This is a genomic window from Arthrobacter sp. CG_A4 (assembly GCF_035985125.1).
Classification (GTDB): Bacteria; Actinomycetota; Actinomycetes; order Actinomycetales; family Micrococcaceae; genus Arthrobacter.
Genome location: NZ_JAXCID010000011.1, coordinates 85,459 through 100,894, shown reverse-complemented (window position 1 = coordinate 100,894; position 15,436 = coordinate 85,459). Strand labels below are relative to the sequence as shown.

Sequence of the window (15,436 nt, the reverse complement as noted above, 5' to 3'; positions counted from 1 at the left end):
AAAGAATTTAGTGGCTACAAATGTTGATACAAAAGTGGTCCTTCCCCCGGATTCCAGAAGGAAAACGAGGAAAGGACCAACGTAACTTCAGACTAGCGCGAACCGTAGTTCGGTGCCTCCACTGTCATCTGGATGTCATGCGGGTGGGATTCCTTCAGCCCGGCCGGCGTGATGCGGACGAACTTGCCGCGGGCCTTGAGCTCGGGAATCGTCGGTGCTCCGGTGTAGAACATGGTCTGGCGGAGGCCGCCGACCAGCTGGTGCGCCACCGAGGCCAGCGGGCCGCGGTAGGCCACCCGGCCTTCGATGCCTTCCGGGATGAGCTTGTCATCGCCGGAGACGTCCGCCTGGAAGTACCGGTCCTTGGAGTAGGAGGTGTTCTTGCCGCGGGTCTGCATGGCGCCGAGGGAGCCCATGCCGCGGTAGAGCTTGAACTGTTTGCCGTTGACGAAGATCAGGTCGCCCGGGGACTCGTCGCAGCCGGCCAGCAGGGAGCCCAGCATCACGGTGTCGGCGCCGGCCACCAGCGCCTTGCCGATGTCGCCCGAGTATTGCAGGCCGCCGTCGGCGATCAGCGGAACGCCGGCGGGGATGGCCGCCTTGGCGGATTCGTAGATGGCGGTGATCTGCGGGACACCGACGCCGGCAACAACACGGGTGGTGCAGATCGATCCCGGGCCCACGCCGACCTTGATGCCGTCGGCGCCGGCGTCGATGAGCGCCTGGGCGCCTTCGCGGGTGGCGGCCTGGCCGCCGATGATGTCCACGTGGGCGGCGGCGGGATCCGCCTTCAACCGGCTGATCATGTCCAGCACACCCTGCGAGTGGCCGTTGGCGGTGTCGACGAAGAGGACGTCCACGCCGGCGTCGATCATGGTCATGGCACGTTCCCAGCCGTCACCGAAGAACCCGATGGCGGCACCGACTCGCAGCCGGCCCGCCTCGTCCTTGGTGGCCAGCGGGTATTGCTCGGCCTTGGTGAAGTCCTTGGTGGTGATGAGGCCCTTGAGCCGGCCCTGCTCGTCCACCAGCGGGAGCTTCTCAATCTTGTTGGTCGCCAGCTTGTGCGAGGCTTCCTCGCGGCTGATGCCGACGTGCCCGGTGACGAGGGGCATCTTGGTCATAACGTCGCTGACGAGCCGGAGCGGGAAGTCCGCCTCCGGCACGAAGCGGGTGTCGCGGTTGGTGACGATGCCCAGCAGCCTCATGCCCTCGTCCACGACGGGCAGGCCGGAGACCCGGTAGTGCGAACAGATTTCATCCAGCTCGGCCAGCGTGGCCTCGGGGCCGATGGTCAGCGGGTTGGTGATCATGCCGGACTCGCTGCGCTTGACCCGGTCGATCTGGTCGGCCTGATCGGCGATCGAGAGGTTGCGGTGCACGACGCCGAGACCGCCCTGGCGGGCCATCGCGATGGCCATCCGGGACTCAGTGACGGTGTCCATGGCGGCGGACAGCAACGGCGTCTGGACCGTGATGCGCCTGGAGATCCGGGATGAGGTGTCCGCCTCCGAAGGAATGACATTAGTGTGGCCCGGCAGGAGCAGGACATCGTCATAGGTCAGGCCGATGAAGCCGAAGGGGTCGTGTCCGGGCTGGGTCATGAGTGCGCCTCTTACCTTGGTTGCAGGGTGTCACGGGTAGGGGTTGCAGCAGATGACCAGCCCGTCATTACGGGCATGGCCTGTGCAGAAGTGTTGAATAGATAGTAGAACCTTGGCGGCGATCCCCATATTCCGGGCCGGTAATGTGAGCAACCGCACGGGCTTCGCCGGCCGCCGGCGCAGATGGGGAATCCGGGTTTTGGTCCTGGTCCAGCAAAGCGATATCGGCATCGACGACGTCTGGCCTCCGCGAACTGGAGTCCCCTGCCGCCCTGCTCCTGATGACGGGTCCACGAAGAACCTCGCGATCTCGCAAAGCCCGGCAGGAACAGCTGTGCGATGCTCACCGCGGTCGAGGGCGTTGGGCAGGTGACCCTCGAACCCCTCCAAAAGGCCGGATGACGACCGGTCCCCCTACAAGCCCGCCGGACCCCCGCGTCACCGGGATACGGTTACCGCACTTTATGTCAGTGTGGTGGGAGTCGAAGGAGGTGGGCACGTGATCGTGCAACTGCGAATTTGTGTCCCGGAGAAGTTGTCCCCGGCTGTGGTGGACTGCTGCTCCGGCGAGATCGGCGTCGCCGAAGTCGCACGCCATTCCGGCGCCTCCCTAGTTCCACCGGGAGACGTCATCCAGGTCCTGCTGGCACGCGAATCCGTGGAGCGGCTGGTGGAGAAACTCCATGCGCTGAAAGTCCAGGAAGTGGGGTCGATCTCGGTCACCACGCCGGAGCTGGTGCTCTCGGACCGGGCGGATCAGGCTGAGGCGGCCGCCCCGGGCGAGGGTGCCGACGCCGTGATCTGGGACGAGGTGTCCCGGCAGACAGGTGAGGACTCGCGGCTGACTTGGAGTTACCTGGCGTTCCTCGTCCTCGCGACCCAGCTGGCGGCCATCGGCATCGTCACGGATTCGACCATCGCCATCGTCGGGGCGATGGCGGTGGGGCCGGAGTTCGGCCCGCTGGCGGCCCTGGCGGTGGCACTCGTGCGGCGGCAGTGGCGGCTCGGCCGCGGCGCGGCACTCGCGCTCGGCGTCGGCTTCCCGGTGGCCATGCTCGCGGCAGCCCTCACGGCCTGGCTGTCAGTGCCGCTCGGTCTTTTTCCCGCCGATGTGCTCGACCGCGGCTCCGCGGTCGATTTCATCTACCACCCGGGGCCTTATTCGCTGATCGTTGCCGTGCTGGCCGGGATCGCCGGAATGCTGTCCGTGATCAGCCGCCGGTCCGCAGCCCTGGTGGGCGTCTTCATCTCCGTCACGACGGTCCCGGCCGCCGGATTCGTGGCGGTGGCACTGGTCCTGGGCGAGTACCAGAAGGCGGCCGGATCGGCGCTCCAGCTGGGGTTGAATCTCGTGGGAATCGTGGTGGCGGCTGTTGCCGTCCTGATCTTCTACCGGCTGATTACCAGGCGGCTTCCGCGGGACGCCGCGCTGCGGCTTCGCCGAAGGGCGCTCCGCTCCCGGCCCTGACTCAAGCGTCCCGCCACGAAAAGAGGGACCGGAACAGCTCGCGCTGGTCCGGTCCCTCTCCTTCTATGTGCTGGTGAAGCTGCGGTGCCGGTCAGGGCGCCGCCGGCGAGGCTTAGTGCTGGTGGCCTGCGTGCTGGTCTTCGTCGGCAGGCTTCTCCACCACGAGAGTTTCCGTGGTGAGAACCAGGGCCGCGATGGAAGCAGCGTTGCGGAGGGCCGCACGGGTAACCTTTACCGGGTCGATGACGCCGGCGGCGATCAGGTCTTCGTATTCGCCGGTCTTGGCGTTGAAGCCGTGGTTGTCGGCGGATTCGGCCACCTTGGCGACGACAACGTAGCCGTCGAAGCCAGCGTTCTGGGCGATCCAGCGCAGCGGCTGGGTCAGTGCCCGGCGGACGATGCCGACCGCTGCTGCTGCGTCGCCGTCGAGTGCTTTCACGGCCGGATCCTCGTCGAGCGCCTTGAGGGCGTGGATGAGGGCGGCGCCGCCGCCGGCCACGATGCCTTCTTCGAGCGCTGCGCGGGTCGAGGAGACAGCATCTTCGATGCGGTGCTTCTTTTCCTTAAGCTCCACCTCGGTCGCTGCGCCGACCTTGATCACGCCGATGCCGCCGGCCAGCTTGGCCAGGCGTTCCTGCAGCTTTTCCTTGTCCCAATCGGAATCCGTGCGGGTCAGCTCGGCGCGCAGCTGGGAAACCCGGGCTGCGACGTCCTCGGCCGAACCGGCGCCGTCGACGATGGTGGTGTTGTCCTTCGTGACGGTGATGCGACGGGCGGTGCCCAGCACCTCAAGGCCGACGGTGTCCAGGCTGAGGCCCAGTTCCGCAGAGACAACCTGTGCGCCCGTGAGGGTGGCGATGTCCTGCAGCATGGCCTTGCGGCGGTCACCGAAGCCCGGCGCCTTGACGGCAACGACGTTCAGGGTGCCGCGGATGCGGTTGACGATCAGCGTGGAGAGCGCCTCGCCGTCGACGTCCTCGGCAATGATGAACAGCGGCTTGGAGCTCTGCAGTGCCTTTTCAAGCAGCGGCAGGAAATCCTGGACCGATGAGATCTTGCCCTGGTTGATCAGGATCAGGGCATCTTCGAGGACTGCTTCCTGGCGTTCCGCGTCGGTGACGAAGTACGGGGACAGGTAGCCCTTGTCGAACTGCATGCCCTCGGTGAGGACCAGTTCGGTCTGCGTGGTGGACGATTCCTCGATGGTGATCACACCATCCTTGCCGACCTTGCCGAACGCCTCGGCCAGGAGCTCGCCGATCTCGTCGCTCTGGGCGGAGATGGAGGCAACGTTGGCTACCTGGGTGCCGCCGACCGGACGGGCATTTTCCAGCAGGCGGGCTGCGATGGCCTCGACTGAGACCTCGATGCCACGCTTGATCTCGCCGGGGGCAGCGCCCGCCGCAACATTGCGGAGGCCTTCCTTGACGAGGGCCTGTGCCAGCACGGTTGCTGTGGTGGTGCCGTCGCCGGCAACATCGTTGGTCTTGGTGGCGACCTCCTTGGCGAGCTGCGCGCCAAGGTTTTCGTAAGGGTCATCCAGCTCGACTTCACGGGCGATGGTCACACCATCGTTGGTGATCGTGGGGGCGCCCCACTTCTTGTCCAGCACGACGTTGCGGCCGCGCGGGCCAAGCGTCACCTTAACGGTGTTGGCGAGCTTATCGATGCCGGCTTCGAGCGACCGGCGGGCAGCGTCGTTAAACGCGAGCTGCTTTGCCATGGTTTTGTCCTTTCAAAGACAGAACCCCGCGCAGCAGACCTGTCCGGGATGAATCAGAGGGATCGGCGGCGCGGGGTTCCAAGAGAGTTACTTTACGACGATCGCCAGAACGTCGCGGGCGGACAGCACGAGGTACTCGGTGCCGCCGGTCTTGACTTCAGTTCCGCCGTACTTGGAGTAGATGACAATGTCGCCGACGGCAACATCGATCGGGACGCGGTTGCCGTTGTCGTCAAAGCGGCCGGGGCCTACTGCAACAACTTCGCCTTCCTGCGGCTTTTCCTGCGCGGAGTCCGGGATAACCAGGCCAGAGGCCGTGGTCTGCTCGGCTTCGAGCGGGCGGACAACAATACGATCCTCAAGAGGCTTAATAGAGACCGACAAGGACCTCTCCTATTCGTCAGCAAATTCGTGGACTGTGAAGCTCTGGCGCCATGGCGTGCAGGCCGTCGTCGCGGTGCCGGCAGCAGCCTGGCTGATAGGGCTTCAGGTGTTAGCACCCTCCTAGGGAGAGTGCTAATGATGACTCTATGTAAGGAGTTAGCACTCGGTCAAGGCGAGTGCCAGAAGTTCGTTCCGGGTGAACGCCGGCGCAGCCCGGGACGGGCCCGGATCGGGGCGGGGTAATACCGCCGGCTACCGTTCTCCGAGATCGTCGAAGTCCACGTCTTCGCCGTCTTCTTCGCCCGCGTCCGGGCTCCGCTCGTTGCGGTGGCGGTAGACGACGACGGCGCCGGCGGCGGCCAGGAGGACGCCGGCGCCGAGGAAGACGATGCCGCCAACCCGGGCCGCGGCGTAGGTCTCACGGATGTTGCGTGCCTCGTCGGTGGCGTCCGTGACGTCCTGGCCCCCGACGGAATAGACGGTCGCATTGAAAGTGTCCAGGAAGAAGATGATGACCAGGAGCGCCACGCAGACGACGGCGATGACGCTGCCCGCGATCAAAGCCGGCCGGGCGTACCGGGCGAGTCCCCGGCGGGCGGGCCGGCCGCCGTCGGCGTCCTGGTCGGCGGCGTCGTCGTTCGGGAAGTTTTCGTCCGTGTCGCTGTTCGCCGTGCCGCTGTCGTCCATGCCGTCAACCCTATCGGGCGGACCGGAAGGACCGGGCGCACCGGGCGGACGGCGCCCCAACCGTGTCTGCCCTAGGCTTGACCGCATGGCTGACGCACCGCAGGACCAGATCGCACCGCTCCTCAATCCCGAGGGCTGGGACCTCCTGGCGTCGCTGGGACCCTACCGGGAGGACGACGCCTTCCGGCTGAATGCCTCGCTCCGGAAGGCCGGCCACTCCCCCGAACTGGTCTCCGCCGTGCTCACCCAGTCCCGGCTGCGGACCAGGGCCGAAGCCAAGTTCGGCGAGTTCGCCCGGCAGATGATCTTCACCCAGGCCGGACTGGAGCAGGCAACCAGGCTCCCCGTCGCGGCCCGGCACGCCCAGCGGTTCCTGGCAGCCGGCGTCGCCCATGTCGCGGACCTTGGCTGCGGCCTCGGCGCCGACGCGATGGCCCTGGCATCCCTGGATATCCAGGTGACCGCGGTGGAAATGGACGAGACCACTGCTGCCTGCGCCACGATGAACCTGATCCCGTTCCGGAACGCCACCGTCGTCCACTCGGACGCCACCTCCGTGCCCCTCGACGGCATCGACGGCGTCTGGTTGGACCCGGCCCGCCGCGCCACCTCCACCTCGGGCACTAAACGGCTCTGGGACCCGGAAGACTTCTCCCCGCCGCTGTCCTTTGTCGAGTCCCTGGCCGGCACCGGACTCGCCGTGGGCGTCAAAATGGGCCCCGGCATGCCGCACGACGCGGTGCCGGAGGGCTGTGAAGCGCAGTGGGTCTCGGTGGGCGGGGACGTCACCGAGGTGGCGCTGTGGTTCAACGCGGTCCGGCGCCCCGGGATCAGGCGTGCCGCCCTCCTACTGGGCTCCGAGGGGGCGGCGGAACTCACCAGCGCTGAGGACTTCGACGGTGGCCCGGTGGCCCCGGTCGGTCCGGTCGAGGGCTATCTTTATGAGCCCGACGGCGCCGTCATCCGCGCCGGGCTGGTGGCCGACGTCGCCCTCCAGCTGGGCGGACACCTCGTGGACGAGCACATAGCCTACATTTGCGCCCCGGAACTGCGGGACACCCCGTTTGCCCGGGCCTACCGGGTCCTGGAGGTGATGCCGTACAACGTCAAGTCGCTCAAGGCCTGGGTCAAGGACCACGGCATCGGTGTGCTGGACATCAAGAAACGCGGTACCTCGGTCACTCCGGAGGAGCTGCGCAAGCAGCTGCTGCCCGGCGGCAAGTCCGGCGGCAAGTCCGGAGGGAAGACTGGAGGAAATGCCGCCAGGAAAACAGCCACCCTGGTCCTCACCAGGATCGGCGAGGACCGGGTAGCCATCTCGGTGGAGCCGGTCTAGGGAGCCACTCTGGCTGATTCATCGGGAGGTGAGGTCCAGGGGTAACGGGGTGGAGCACCCGGGCCGGACCTGCCCCCCCCCGGGTCGTGCCGCCGCGCCCGATTTACTGCACCATATTTACTGCCCCCGCATAAAGTCCTCAGCGGCCCGGATCTGCTCATCACTGGGCCGGATGCCGGTGTAGAGCACAAACTGTTCCAGCGCCTGGATGGTGGCCACCTCGGCGCCGGTAATAACGGTCTTGCCGGCTGCACGGGCGGCCCGGATCAGCGGAGTTTCCGCCGGCAGCGCGACGACGTCGAACACCACCGTCGCGGCGTCGACGGCTTCCTGCGGGAAGGACAGCGCCCCCGCATCGGCGCCGCCCGCCACACTGTCTGCCATACCGATGGGTGTGACGTTGATGAGCATGTCCGCCATACCCGTGCCGGCACCGCCGTCGGCATCTGCACTGCCCAGTTCCGAACACCACTTGAAGCCGTACAGCTCCGCGAGCGTCCGCCCGGCGGCCTCGTTGCGGGCGATCACCGTGACGTCCGTGAATCCGGCGTCCCGCAGCGCTGCCACGGTGGCCTTGGCCATACCGCCGGAACCCTTCAACAGCACGGAGTACGAACTCGGCACGGCATTGCGCTGCAGCAGCTGCTCGATGGCCGTGTAGTCGGTGTTGTAGGCGGTGAGCCGGCCGCCGTCGTTAACGATCGTGTTGACCGAGTCAATGGCCTTCGCGGAGGGGTCCATCACGTCCACGAGGGCAATGACAGCTTCCTTGTACGGCATTGAGACCGCGCAACCGCGGATTCCGAGGCCGCGCACGCCGGCGATCGCCTGCGCCAGATCGGTCGGGGCGAAGGCCTTGTAGATCCAGTTCAGGCCCAGCTGTCCATACAAGTGGTTGTGGAAGCGCGTCCCGTTGTTACTCGGGCGGGCCGAGAGGGAGATGCACAGGGTCATGTCTTTATCCAGGATGGGCACCCCTTCATTAAACGACAGCCCGCACAAAACGGCGGCGCGATGCTTCGACGGCACAGAGGCCAATGGCCGGCGGAGCCGGCAGCGACGCGGCGGTAAAGACGCGCCGGGCAAGAGGCGGGCGCGGGGGCCTGTACCGGGACTGCGCTGAGCACCGCAGCGGCCGGGGTCCATTTGTGAACACTTTCACGTCTACGCCGCAACCTGGCCACCGTCCCGGCGCTGCCCCTGCACTAGACTTGGACCACCGTTGCCCTGCCAACTGTCCGGCGACTCCGCCCGTGACTTTGCCAGCCGGAGTTGCGGCAACGTCACAGCAGAACAGTGAAGGGACCACATGAAGATTGACTTCGCTTCATCAAGGCAATCAACTCTTGGTGTGGAATGGGAGCTTGCCCTCGTCGACGCGGAAACCGGCGAGCTGTCCTCGGTCGCCAATGAGGTGCTCCGCGGCGTTGCCGCCCGGCATCCCGAGCTGAACGAGGACGACGAGCACCCCCACATCAAGCAGGAACTGCTGTTGAACACCGTGGAACTGGTCACTGGGATCTGCACCACGGTTGCGGAAGCGAAAGCTGACCTGGAAAGTTCGCTGGCCGCGGTCCGGGAAGTCACTGATCTCATGGGTGTGGAGATCTTCTGCGCCGGGAGCCACCCCTTCAGCCCGCCCCAGCTCCAGCCCGTGACCGACAAGGCTCGCTACGCGAAGCTCATTGACCGCACCCAGTGGTGGGGCCGCCAGATGGTCATCTACGGCGTCCACGTGCACGTCGGCCTCGACAGCCGGGACAAGGTCCTTCCCGTGCTGGACGGCCTGGTCAACTATTTCCCGTACTTCCAGGCGCTCTCCGCGTCCAGCCCGTTCTGGGGCGGCGAGGACACCGGCTATGCCTCGCACCGTGCCCTCATGTTCCAGCAGCTGCCTACCGCCGGCCTGCCGTTCCAGTTCTCCAGCTGGGAGGACTACGAGTCCTACGTCCAGGACATGTTCACCACCGGTGTGATCGACACGCTCTCCGAGATCCGCTGGGACATCCGGCCTGTCCCCAACCTCGGCACCATCGAGATGCGCATCTGCGACGGCCTGGCCACTCTGGAGGAGGTCGGCGCCATCGCTGCCCTGACCCAGTGTCTGGTCGACGAGTTATCCACCACGCTGGACGACGGCGGCACCATCCCCACCATGCCGCCCTGGCATGTCCAGGAAAACAAGTGGCGGGCGGCCCGCTACGGCCTGGACGCCATCATCATCCTCGACGCCGAAGGCAACGAACAACTCGTCACGGACCACATCCGCGAGACGGTCAGGCGGCTTAAGCCCGTCGCGGTTAAGCTCAACTGTTCCGCCGAGCTGGCCGATGTCCTGACGATCATTGAGCGCGGTGCCGGCTACCAGCGCCAGCGCCGCGTGGCGGCAGAGCACGACGGCGACCTGCGCGCCGTCGTCCTGGACCTGGTCAAGCAGATGCGCAAGGGCCCCGAAGCCTGACTCCGGACGTTCCGGGCCTGCGCCTCAGGCGAAGATGGTGGTGACCGGCATGGACGAATCCGGTGCGAAGCCGATGCCGCTCGGCCCAATCCCGGCCATCACCAGCTGGGCCCCGAGGGCCGCCACCATGGCGCCATTGTCGGTGCACAGCCCCGGCGGCGGGACGGTCAGACGGATCCCGGCGGCACTGCAACGCTGCTCGGTCAGCTGGCGCAGCCTCGAGTTCGCGGCCACACCGCCGCCCAGCAGCAGCTCGGTGATGCCGTTCTCCCGGCAGGCCAGCACGGCCTTGGACGTAATCACATCCACCACGGCTTCCTGGAAGGCTGCGGCGATGTCCGCCACCGGGACCGGCTGGCCGCGGGCTTCGAATTGCTCGACGCAGCGGGCGACGGCGGTCTTGAGTCCGCTGAAGGAGAAGTCGTAGCGGTGCGGTCCGGGTTCATCGGCGGTGCCCATGTACTTCGGCTGGGTGAGGCCGCGGGGGAATCGGATCGCCTTGGCGTTGCCCGTGCGCGCCAGCTTGTCGATGGCCGGGCCGCCCGGATAGCCCAGGCCCAGCAGCCGCGCCACCTTGTCATATGCCTCGCCGGCGGCGTCGTCAATCGTGGAGCCGAGCAGTTCGACGTCGTCCGTGATGTTCCGGATCCGCAGGATCTCGGTGTGGCCGCCGGAGACAAGCAGCGCGCCCAAATTGTCCGGAAAGGTCTCCGGCAGGGTTTCCGGCAGCGCCCCCGACGGCGGTGCCCCGCCGTCGTCCGCCCGGAGCAGGCCCACGCCGACATGAGCCACAAGGTGGTTGATCGCGTACAACGGTTTACCGGTGGCGACGGCGAGGGCCTTGGCCGCGCAGACGCCGACCATCAGGGCTCCGGCGAGTCCGGGACCGGAAGTGACGGCGATGGCATCGATGTCCGCCAGGGTCACACCGGCTTCGGCCAGCGATTCCCGGAGGGTCGGGACGAACGCGTCGAGGTGGGCGCGGGATGCGATCTCGGGAATGACGCCGCCGAACCGGACATGCTCCTCCATCGAGGAGGCCACGGTGTTGCTCAGCAGCCGGGTCCCGCGAACAATCCCGACGCCGGTCTCGTCGCAGGAGGACTCAATGCCAAGGACCAGCGGCCCGTCTCTGTACTGGGGGCGGTTCATGGGCGGTCTGCTTCCCGGGGTGTGGTGTCGGAGCGTGCGCCGGTGAGCCGGAGCCGCATGATCAGTGCGTCGACGCCGTCGCGGTAGTAGCGCGGCCGGATGTGGATCTGTTCGAATCCGAAACGGCGGTAGAGCTGCTGGGCGCGGGGGTTGTCGGCGCGGACTTCCAGCAGCACGTCCTCGGCGTGCCGGCTCCGGCTCTCGCGGATGAGCCCGGTGAGCAGGGCGGAGCCGATCCCCTTACCCTCCTGCTCGGGGACGACGGCGATGGTCTGGACATCCGCGATCGGCTGCATGCACATCAGCCCGGCGTAACCCACGATTGTCCCGGCGTGCTCGGCCACAAGGTAGTGCCGGGTCTCGGCCTGCGAGAGCTCATCGACGAACATCTGAAGCGGCCAGGCGTCCACCGGAAACAGCCGGCACTCGAGTTCGTGAACTGCGGGAATGTCCCTGGCGGTCATTTCCCGCAGCGTTGCCTCGCCCGGGGCCCGAACTTCTGCCGGGCCGGTCACAGTGCCCTCTTCCGGGGGCCCGGAACCCGGGCATCGGACTCGCGCAGGTACAGCGGGGTCGAGTCCAGCAGCTTTTCCCCGGCTGCGAGCCGGGCCAGCGCAAACTGGCCCAGGGAGAGGGCTTCGGGCTGCCGGGTACTGAAACCGGGGACTGCCTTGACGACGTCGGAGTAGATTCCGGCCCCGGCACCGTAGACCGGAAGCCCGGGGAGGTCCGCGGCGAATCCCACATGGGGTCCGTCCGTCAGTTGCGGGAGTTGGCCGCCGGCCAGGGCGTAGCGGGCCCAGTAGACCTCTTTGCGCCGCGCATCCGTGGCCACGAGGAACTCCGGCGCCGCGTCGGTGGACTCCGCCACTTCAAGGGCGATGGCGTCCAGGCTCATCAGTCCGTACAGCGGTTTGCCCCAGGCGAAAGCTAGGGTGCGGGCGGTGACGATTCCGGAGCGCAGGCCGGTGAACGGGCCGGGGCCCACCCCGGTGACGATCGCGTCGACGTCGGCTCCGCCCAGGCCCGCCCCGGCGAGGAGCTTCTCGATGCCCGGGGCCAGGACTTCGGCATGGCTCCGGGTGTCCGCGGTGGAAAAGCTGCCGATCAGGGATTCCAGGGCGTCGTCGGAGAGGAGGGCGGCGCTGGCCACGGCCGAGGTGTCGATGGCAAGAATCAGCATCGGGAGTTCCGTTCCGTGGGCTCGGGCTCGGGCTCGGGCGTGGGCGTGGGCTCGGGCTCGGGCGTGGGCGTGGGCGTGGGCTCGGGCTCGGGCGTGGGCTCGGGCAGTACCGGCGAGTGCAATACCGGCGCGTGCACCCAGCGCGGGCCGAAGCCGCGGATCACCACCGTGCGGGGCTCGTCGTCGTCGTCCGTATCAAAGTCCAGGGTGACAGCGGCGGCGGCACCGCCGAGGCTGCGGACCAGATCCACCTCGAGCCGGCTGTCGCTCAGATGCTCCACCCGGCCGCGGCCCCATTCCACCACTGTCACGGCACTGTCCATGGTGTTTTCCAGGTCGATGTCGTCGATTTCGGCGGCCGAACCCAGCCGGTAGGCGTCCACGTGCACAAGGTCCGGCCCCCCGGGACGCAGCCCATCGGCCAGGTTCGGGTGGATGCGGACCAGCACGAAGGTCGGGGAGATGATGCCGGCACGGACGCCCAGTCCTTCCCCGAGTCCCTGCGTAAAGGTGGTCTTTCCCGCGCCGAGTTCGCCGGTGAGGACCAGCAGATCGCCGGCCCCGAGCCGGGCACCGAGGGCCGCACCGAGGGCGTGCGTCTGTTCCGCGGTCCGGACGTTGAGGGTCTGCTCCCAGGCCGGGGCGGTCACTGCCGCGGTCCTGCCGGGACGTCCTGCGCCGCGCTGCGGTCCGGTTCCTCATTGATGTAGCGGCGCGGCACCCGGGGGCTGATCCGGGTGACGATCTCGTAGTTGTTGGTGCCGGCAGCCCTGGCCCAGTCCTCCGCCGTGGGTCCGCCGTCGGCGCCGTCGCCAAACAGCACGGCCTCGGCGCCTAGGAGGCTGCGCCCGCCGGCCGAGACGTGGAGCGGTCCGAAGTCAATCACCATCTGGTCCATCGCGATGCGGCCCACCACTGGATAGTTCACGCCTTCCACCCGAACCGGGCCGCCGGTGGCGACGCGCGGAACGCCGTCGCCATAGCCGAGGGGGATGAGCCCCAGCGTACTGGCGCCGCGGGTACGGTAGTTCAGTCCGTAGGAGACGCCCTGCCCGTCGGGAACGTCCTTGCAATGCGAGACCACCGTCCGGAGTGTCATGGCGGGGCGCAGGCCCAGTTCTTTGGAGCTCTGTCCTTCGAACGGGGACAGCCCGTAGAGGCCCAGTCCCACGCGGACCAGGTCAAAATGCGTATCGGGGCGAGACAGCGTGGCCGGGGTATTGGCGAGGTGCCGGACCTCGGGGTCCACGCCGGCGTCGTGCGCGATGGCGAGGACTTCGCGGAAGGCCTCAAGCTGCTCATCCGTTTCCGGGCGGTCCGGCTCGTCCGCTACCGCCAGGTGTGAGAAGACCCCCACCACCCGCAGCAGCCCCTGGTCCTGGTAGTCCATGGCTTCGCCGACGAGGCTGTCCCAGGCATTGAGGGTGGCCCCATTGCGGCCCAGACCGGTGTCCACCTTCAGATGGACACGGGCGGGCCGTTCCTGGGCGCGGGCCGCCGCCACGATCCGCTGCAGTTCCCAGCCGGAGCAGCCAATGTCGATTCCGGCGGCGACGGCGGCGGCGAAGTTACTCTCCGGGGTGTGCAGCCAGGCCAGCAGGGGCGCCTCGATACCGGCGGCGCGCAGGGCCAGGGCCTCGGAGATGTGGGCGACTCCCAGCCAGCTGGCACCGGCGCCGAGCGCGGCCCGGGCCACCGGAACGGCGCCGTGGCCGTAAGCGTCGGCCTTGACCACCGCCATGAGCTGGGCGGGCGAGGCCATGGCCGCGAGCCGCCGCACGTTGTGCCGGATGGCCTCGAGGTCGATTACTGCCGAACGTTCCTCGACGTAGGCCGGCACGGCTCCCGAAACTGGCCGGGAGTCGCCTGTTGCTGCTGGGTAAGTCACTTAACGATTCTAGGGGCGACAGCGCGCAGCACTGAATCCGTGCGCAGCGGCCAACCCCGCCCCGCGGGACATGCCCATTCTTCGCGCCAAAGAGTGCGCACAATGGCACCATGTCCATCCCCCGGGCCGCGCAGAGGACATGTCCCACGGCAACCAGACCCGGAGCCACTCCCAGGCACGGGACATGCCCATTCTTCGCACCAAGCAGTGCGCACAATGGCACTATGTCCATCCCCCGGGCCGCGCAGAGGACATGTCCCACGGTAACCAGAACCGGAGCCACTCCCAGGCACGGGACATGCCCATTCTTCGCACCAAGCAGTGCGCACAATGGCACTATGTCCATCCCAACGCCCCAGCGGAGGACATGTCCAGCCGCGCTCAAGCACAAAAACGGGACACTTACGCGTCCGACAGGTGCGCGATGGTCGCCGTCGCCCTCCGCAGCGCCTCCTGCGGCACGTCGCGGATGATCTCTTCCAGGAAGCAGTAGCGCCGCAGCCACTGGCTGCCCTGCCGTTCCTTGCGGGCGTTGGCGCGTTGCCACCAGTCGGAAATATCCCCCCAGCCCGGTGCGGCCAGCGAGCCGCCGACCTCCTGCACAGCCAGCGCCGCGCACAGGTTGGCAAACCGCAGCCTGTCCCCCAACGGCCAGCCGGCCAGGCAACCGACGATGAAGGCGGCGCCGAAGCAGTCCCCCGCCCCGGTCGGATCAAAGGCCGAGACCGGAAGGGACGGCACCCACTCTTCTTCCCCGGTTTCGGAGTCCACGGCCATGGCACCCTGCGGGCCCAGGGTCACCACCGCCACAGGCACCTTGTCCGCGAGGGAGTAGAGCGCAGACCACGCATTGTCGCGCTTGGTGAACGCCATCGCCTCGCGCTGGTTGGGCATAAAGGCATGGAAGTACTGCAGATTGTCCAGCCGGGCGGGCGCCCACGCCCCGGTGGGGTCCCAGCCGACGTCGCCGAACAGCCGGACTCCAGCCTTGTGCGCATCGAGGGCCCACGGCTCCATTTCCTCATCAAGGCCGGCGACGGCGGCGAGCGCGGGCGGCGGGCAGCCGATCAGTTCCGTGGAGCTCACCGGGGCCGGATGGCCGTGCGTCACCATGGACCGGTCCTGCTCAACGCTCAGGGACACCGTGACGGGCGAATGCCAGCCGGGGATGCGCCGGGACAGGGACAGATCCACGTGTTCCTGCCCGGCCAGGATCTTCCAGTTGTAGTCACCGTAGCCGTCATCGCCGAAGGCGGCTGCCAGTCCGGTCCGCAGGCCCAGCCTGGCAGCCGCGATGGCCTGGTTGGCCACGCCGCCGGGGCAGCTGCCCATTCCCTCGCTCCAGATTTCGGTTCCGGCAACGGGAGCGTGCGGGAGGCCGGTGAAGATGATGTCCTGGAACACGGTCCCGGTCAGGAGCAGGTCAAAGTCTTCCGCCGCCGGGGTCCGGACGGAGGAAAGTGGGTCAAATCGCCGCGTCGGCATCGCGTCCATGTATGGCACAGTACGCCGTCCAGGTACTGCTGGAAAGGTGTGCGCCCGGCCCGGAG

At 67.5% G+C, this 15,436-nt stretch carries 14 protein-coding genes; 3 read left to right on the top strand and 11 right to left on the bottom strand.

Features of this window, described 5'->3' with window-relative positions; genetic code table 11:
- Positions 1-92: 92 nt before the first annotated feature.
- The gene (gene guaB, locus RCH07_RS07085; RefSeq protein WP_326966756.1) at positions 93-1,604 is read right to left on the bottom strand and encodes an IMP dehydrogenase; all 1,512 of its coding nucleotides are present in this window, start codon (positions 1,602-1,604) and stop codon (positions 93-95) included.
- Between the two features lie 499 nt (positions 1,605-2,103).
- Here guaB and RCH07_RS07080 point away from each other — a divergent pair, with 499 nt between their 5' ends.
- Positions 2,104-3,072, top strand: a complete 969-nt coding sequence (locus RCH07_RS07080; protein WP_326966755.1) for a DUF389 domain-containing protein — start codon at positions 2,104-2,106, stop codon at positions 3,070-3,072.
- A gap of 112 nt (positions 3,073-3,184) precedes the next feature.
- Here the strand turns inward: RCH07_RS07080 and groL are convergent, their stop codons facing one another.
- The 3 genes from groL to RCH07_RS07065 all read right to left on the bottom strand — a co-directional run bounded on the left by groL (position 3,185) and on the right by RCH07_RS07065 (position 5,866).
- The gene (gene groL / locus RCH07_RS07075; protein ID WP_326966754.1) at positions 3,185-4,795 is read right to left on the bottom strand and encodes a chaperonin GroEL; all 1,611 of its coding nucleotides are present in this window, start codon (positions 4,793-4,795) and stop codon (positions 3,185-3,187) included.
- An 87-nt stretch (positions 4,796-4,882) separates the two neighbouring features.
- Positions 4,883-5,179: a co-chaperone GroES gene (gene groES, locus RCH07_RS07070; protein ID WP_326966753.1), complete on the bottom strand. Its 297-nt coding sequence runs from the start codon at positions 5,177-5,179 to the stop codon at positions 4,883-4,885.
- A 252-nt stretch (positions 5,180-5,431) separates the two neighbouring features.
- Positions 5,432-5,866, bottom strand: a complete 435-nt coding sequence (locus RCH07_RS07065) for a hypothetical protein (protein ID WP_326966752.1) — start codon at positions 5,864-5,866, stop codon at positions 5,432-5,434.
- 85 nt (positions 5,867-5,951) lie between these two features.
- Between RCH07_RS07065 and RCH07_RS07060 the strand changes: the two genes are divergently transcribed.
- Positions 5,952-7,202: a class I SAM-dependent methyltransferase gene (locus RCH07_RS07060; protein WP_326966751.1), complete on the top strand. Its 1,251-nt coding sequence runs from the start codon at positions 5,952-5,954 to the stop codon at positions 7,200-7,202.
- A 117-nt stretch (positions 7,203-7,319) separates the two neighbouring features.
- Here the strand turns inward: RCH07_RS07060 and RCH07_RS07055 are convergent, their stop codons facing one another.
- Entirely contained in the window at positions 7,320-8,177 is an 858-nt protein-coding gene (locus RCH07_RS07055; protein WP_326966750.1) for a shikimate 5-dehydrogenase, read from the bottom strand.
- A gap of 334 nt (positions 8,178-8,511) precedes the next feature.
- Here RCH07_RS07055 and RCH07_RS07050 point away from each other — a divergent pair, with 334 nt between their 5' ends.
- A complete protein-coding gene (locus tag RCH07_RS07050; protein WP_326966749.1) occupies positions 8,512-9,663 on the top strand; it encodes a glutamate--cysteine ligase in 1,152 nt (383 codons plus the stop codon).
- Positions 9,664-9,687: 24 nt separating this feature from the next.
- Here RCH07_RS07050 and tsaD read toward each other — a convergent pair whose 3' ends face one another.
- The 6 genes from tsaD to RCH07_RS07020 all read right to left on the bottom strand — a co-directional run bounded on the left by tsaD (position 9,688) and on the right by RCH07_RS07020 (position 15,380).
- A complete protein-coding gene (tsaD, locus tag RCH07_RS07045) occupies positions 9,688-10,815 on the bottom strand; it encodes a tRNA (adenosine(37)-N6)-threonylcarbamoyltransferase complex transferase subunit TsaD (protein WP_326966748.1) in 1,128 nt (375 codons plus the stop codon).
- Positions 10,812-11,279 (bottom strand): ribosomal protein S18-alanine N-acetyltransferase, encoded by a 468-nt coding sequence (rimI, locus tag RCH07_RS07040; protein WP_326966759.1) that lies wholly within the window; start codon positions 11,277-11,279, stop codon positions 10,812-10,814. The genes tsaD and rimI overlap by 4 nt, the downstream gene beginning before the upstream one ends.
- 47 nt (positions 11,280-11,326) lie before the next feature.
- Positions 11,327-11,998 (bottom strand): tRNA (adenosine(37)-N6)-threonylcarbamoyltransferase complex dimerization subunit type 1 TsaB, encoded by a 672-nt coding sequence (gene tsaB / locus RCH07_RS07035; protein ID WP_326966747.1) that lies wholly within the window; start codon positions 11,996-11,998, stop codon positions 11,327-11,329.
- Positions 11,992-12,648: a tRNA (adenosine(37)-N6)-threonylcarbamoyltransferase complex ATPase subunit type 1 TsaE gene (gene tsaE / locus RCH07_RS07030; RefSeq protein ID WP_326966746.1), complete on the bottom strand. Its 657-nt coding sequence runs from the start codon at positions 12,646-12,648 to the stop codon at positions 11,992-11,994. The genes tsaB and tsaE overlap by 7 nt, the downstream gene beginning before the upstream one ends.
- Positions 12,645-13,886, bottom strand: coding sequence for an alanine racemase (gene alr, locus RCH07_RS07025; RefSeq protein ID WP_326966745.1), 1,242 nt, complete (start codon positions 13,884-13,886; stop codon positions 12,645-12,647). The genes tsaE and alr overlap by 4 nt, the downstream gene beginning before the upstream one ends.
- Before the next feature lie 402 nt (positions 13,887-14,288).
- Complete coding sequence (locus RCH07_RS07020; protein ID WP_326966744.1) at positions 14,289-15,380, bottom strand: carbohydrate kinase family protein; 1,092 nt, start codon at positions 15,378-15,380, stop codon at positions 14,289-14,291.
- Positions 15,381-15,436 lie beyond the last annotated feature (56 nt).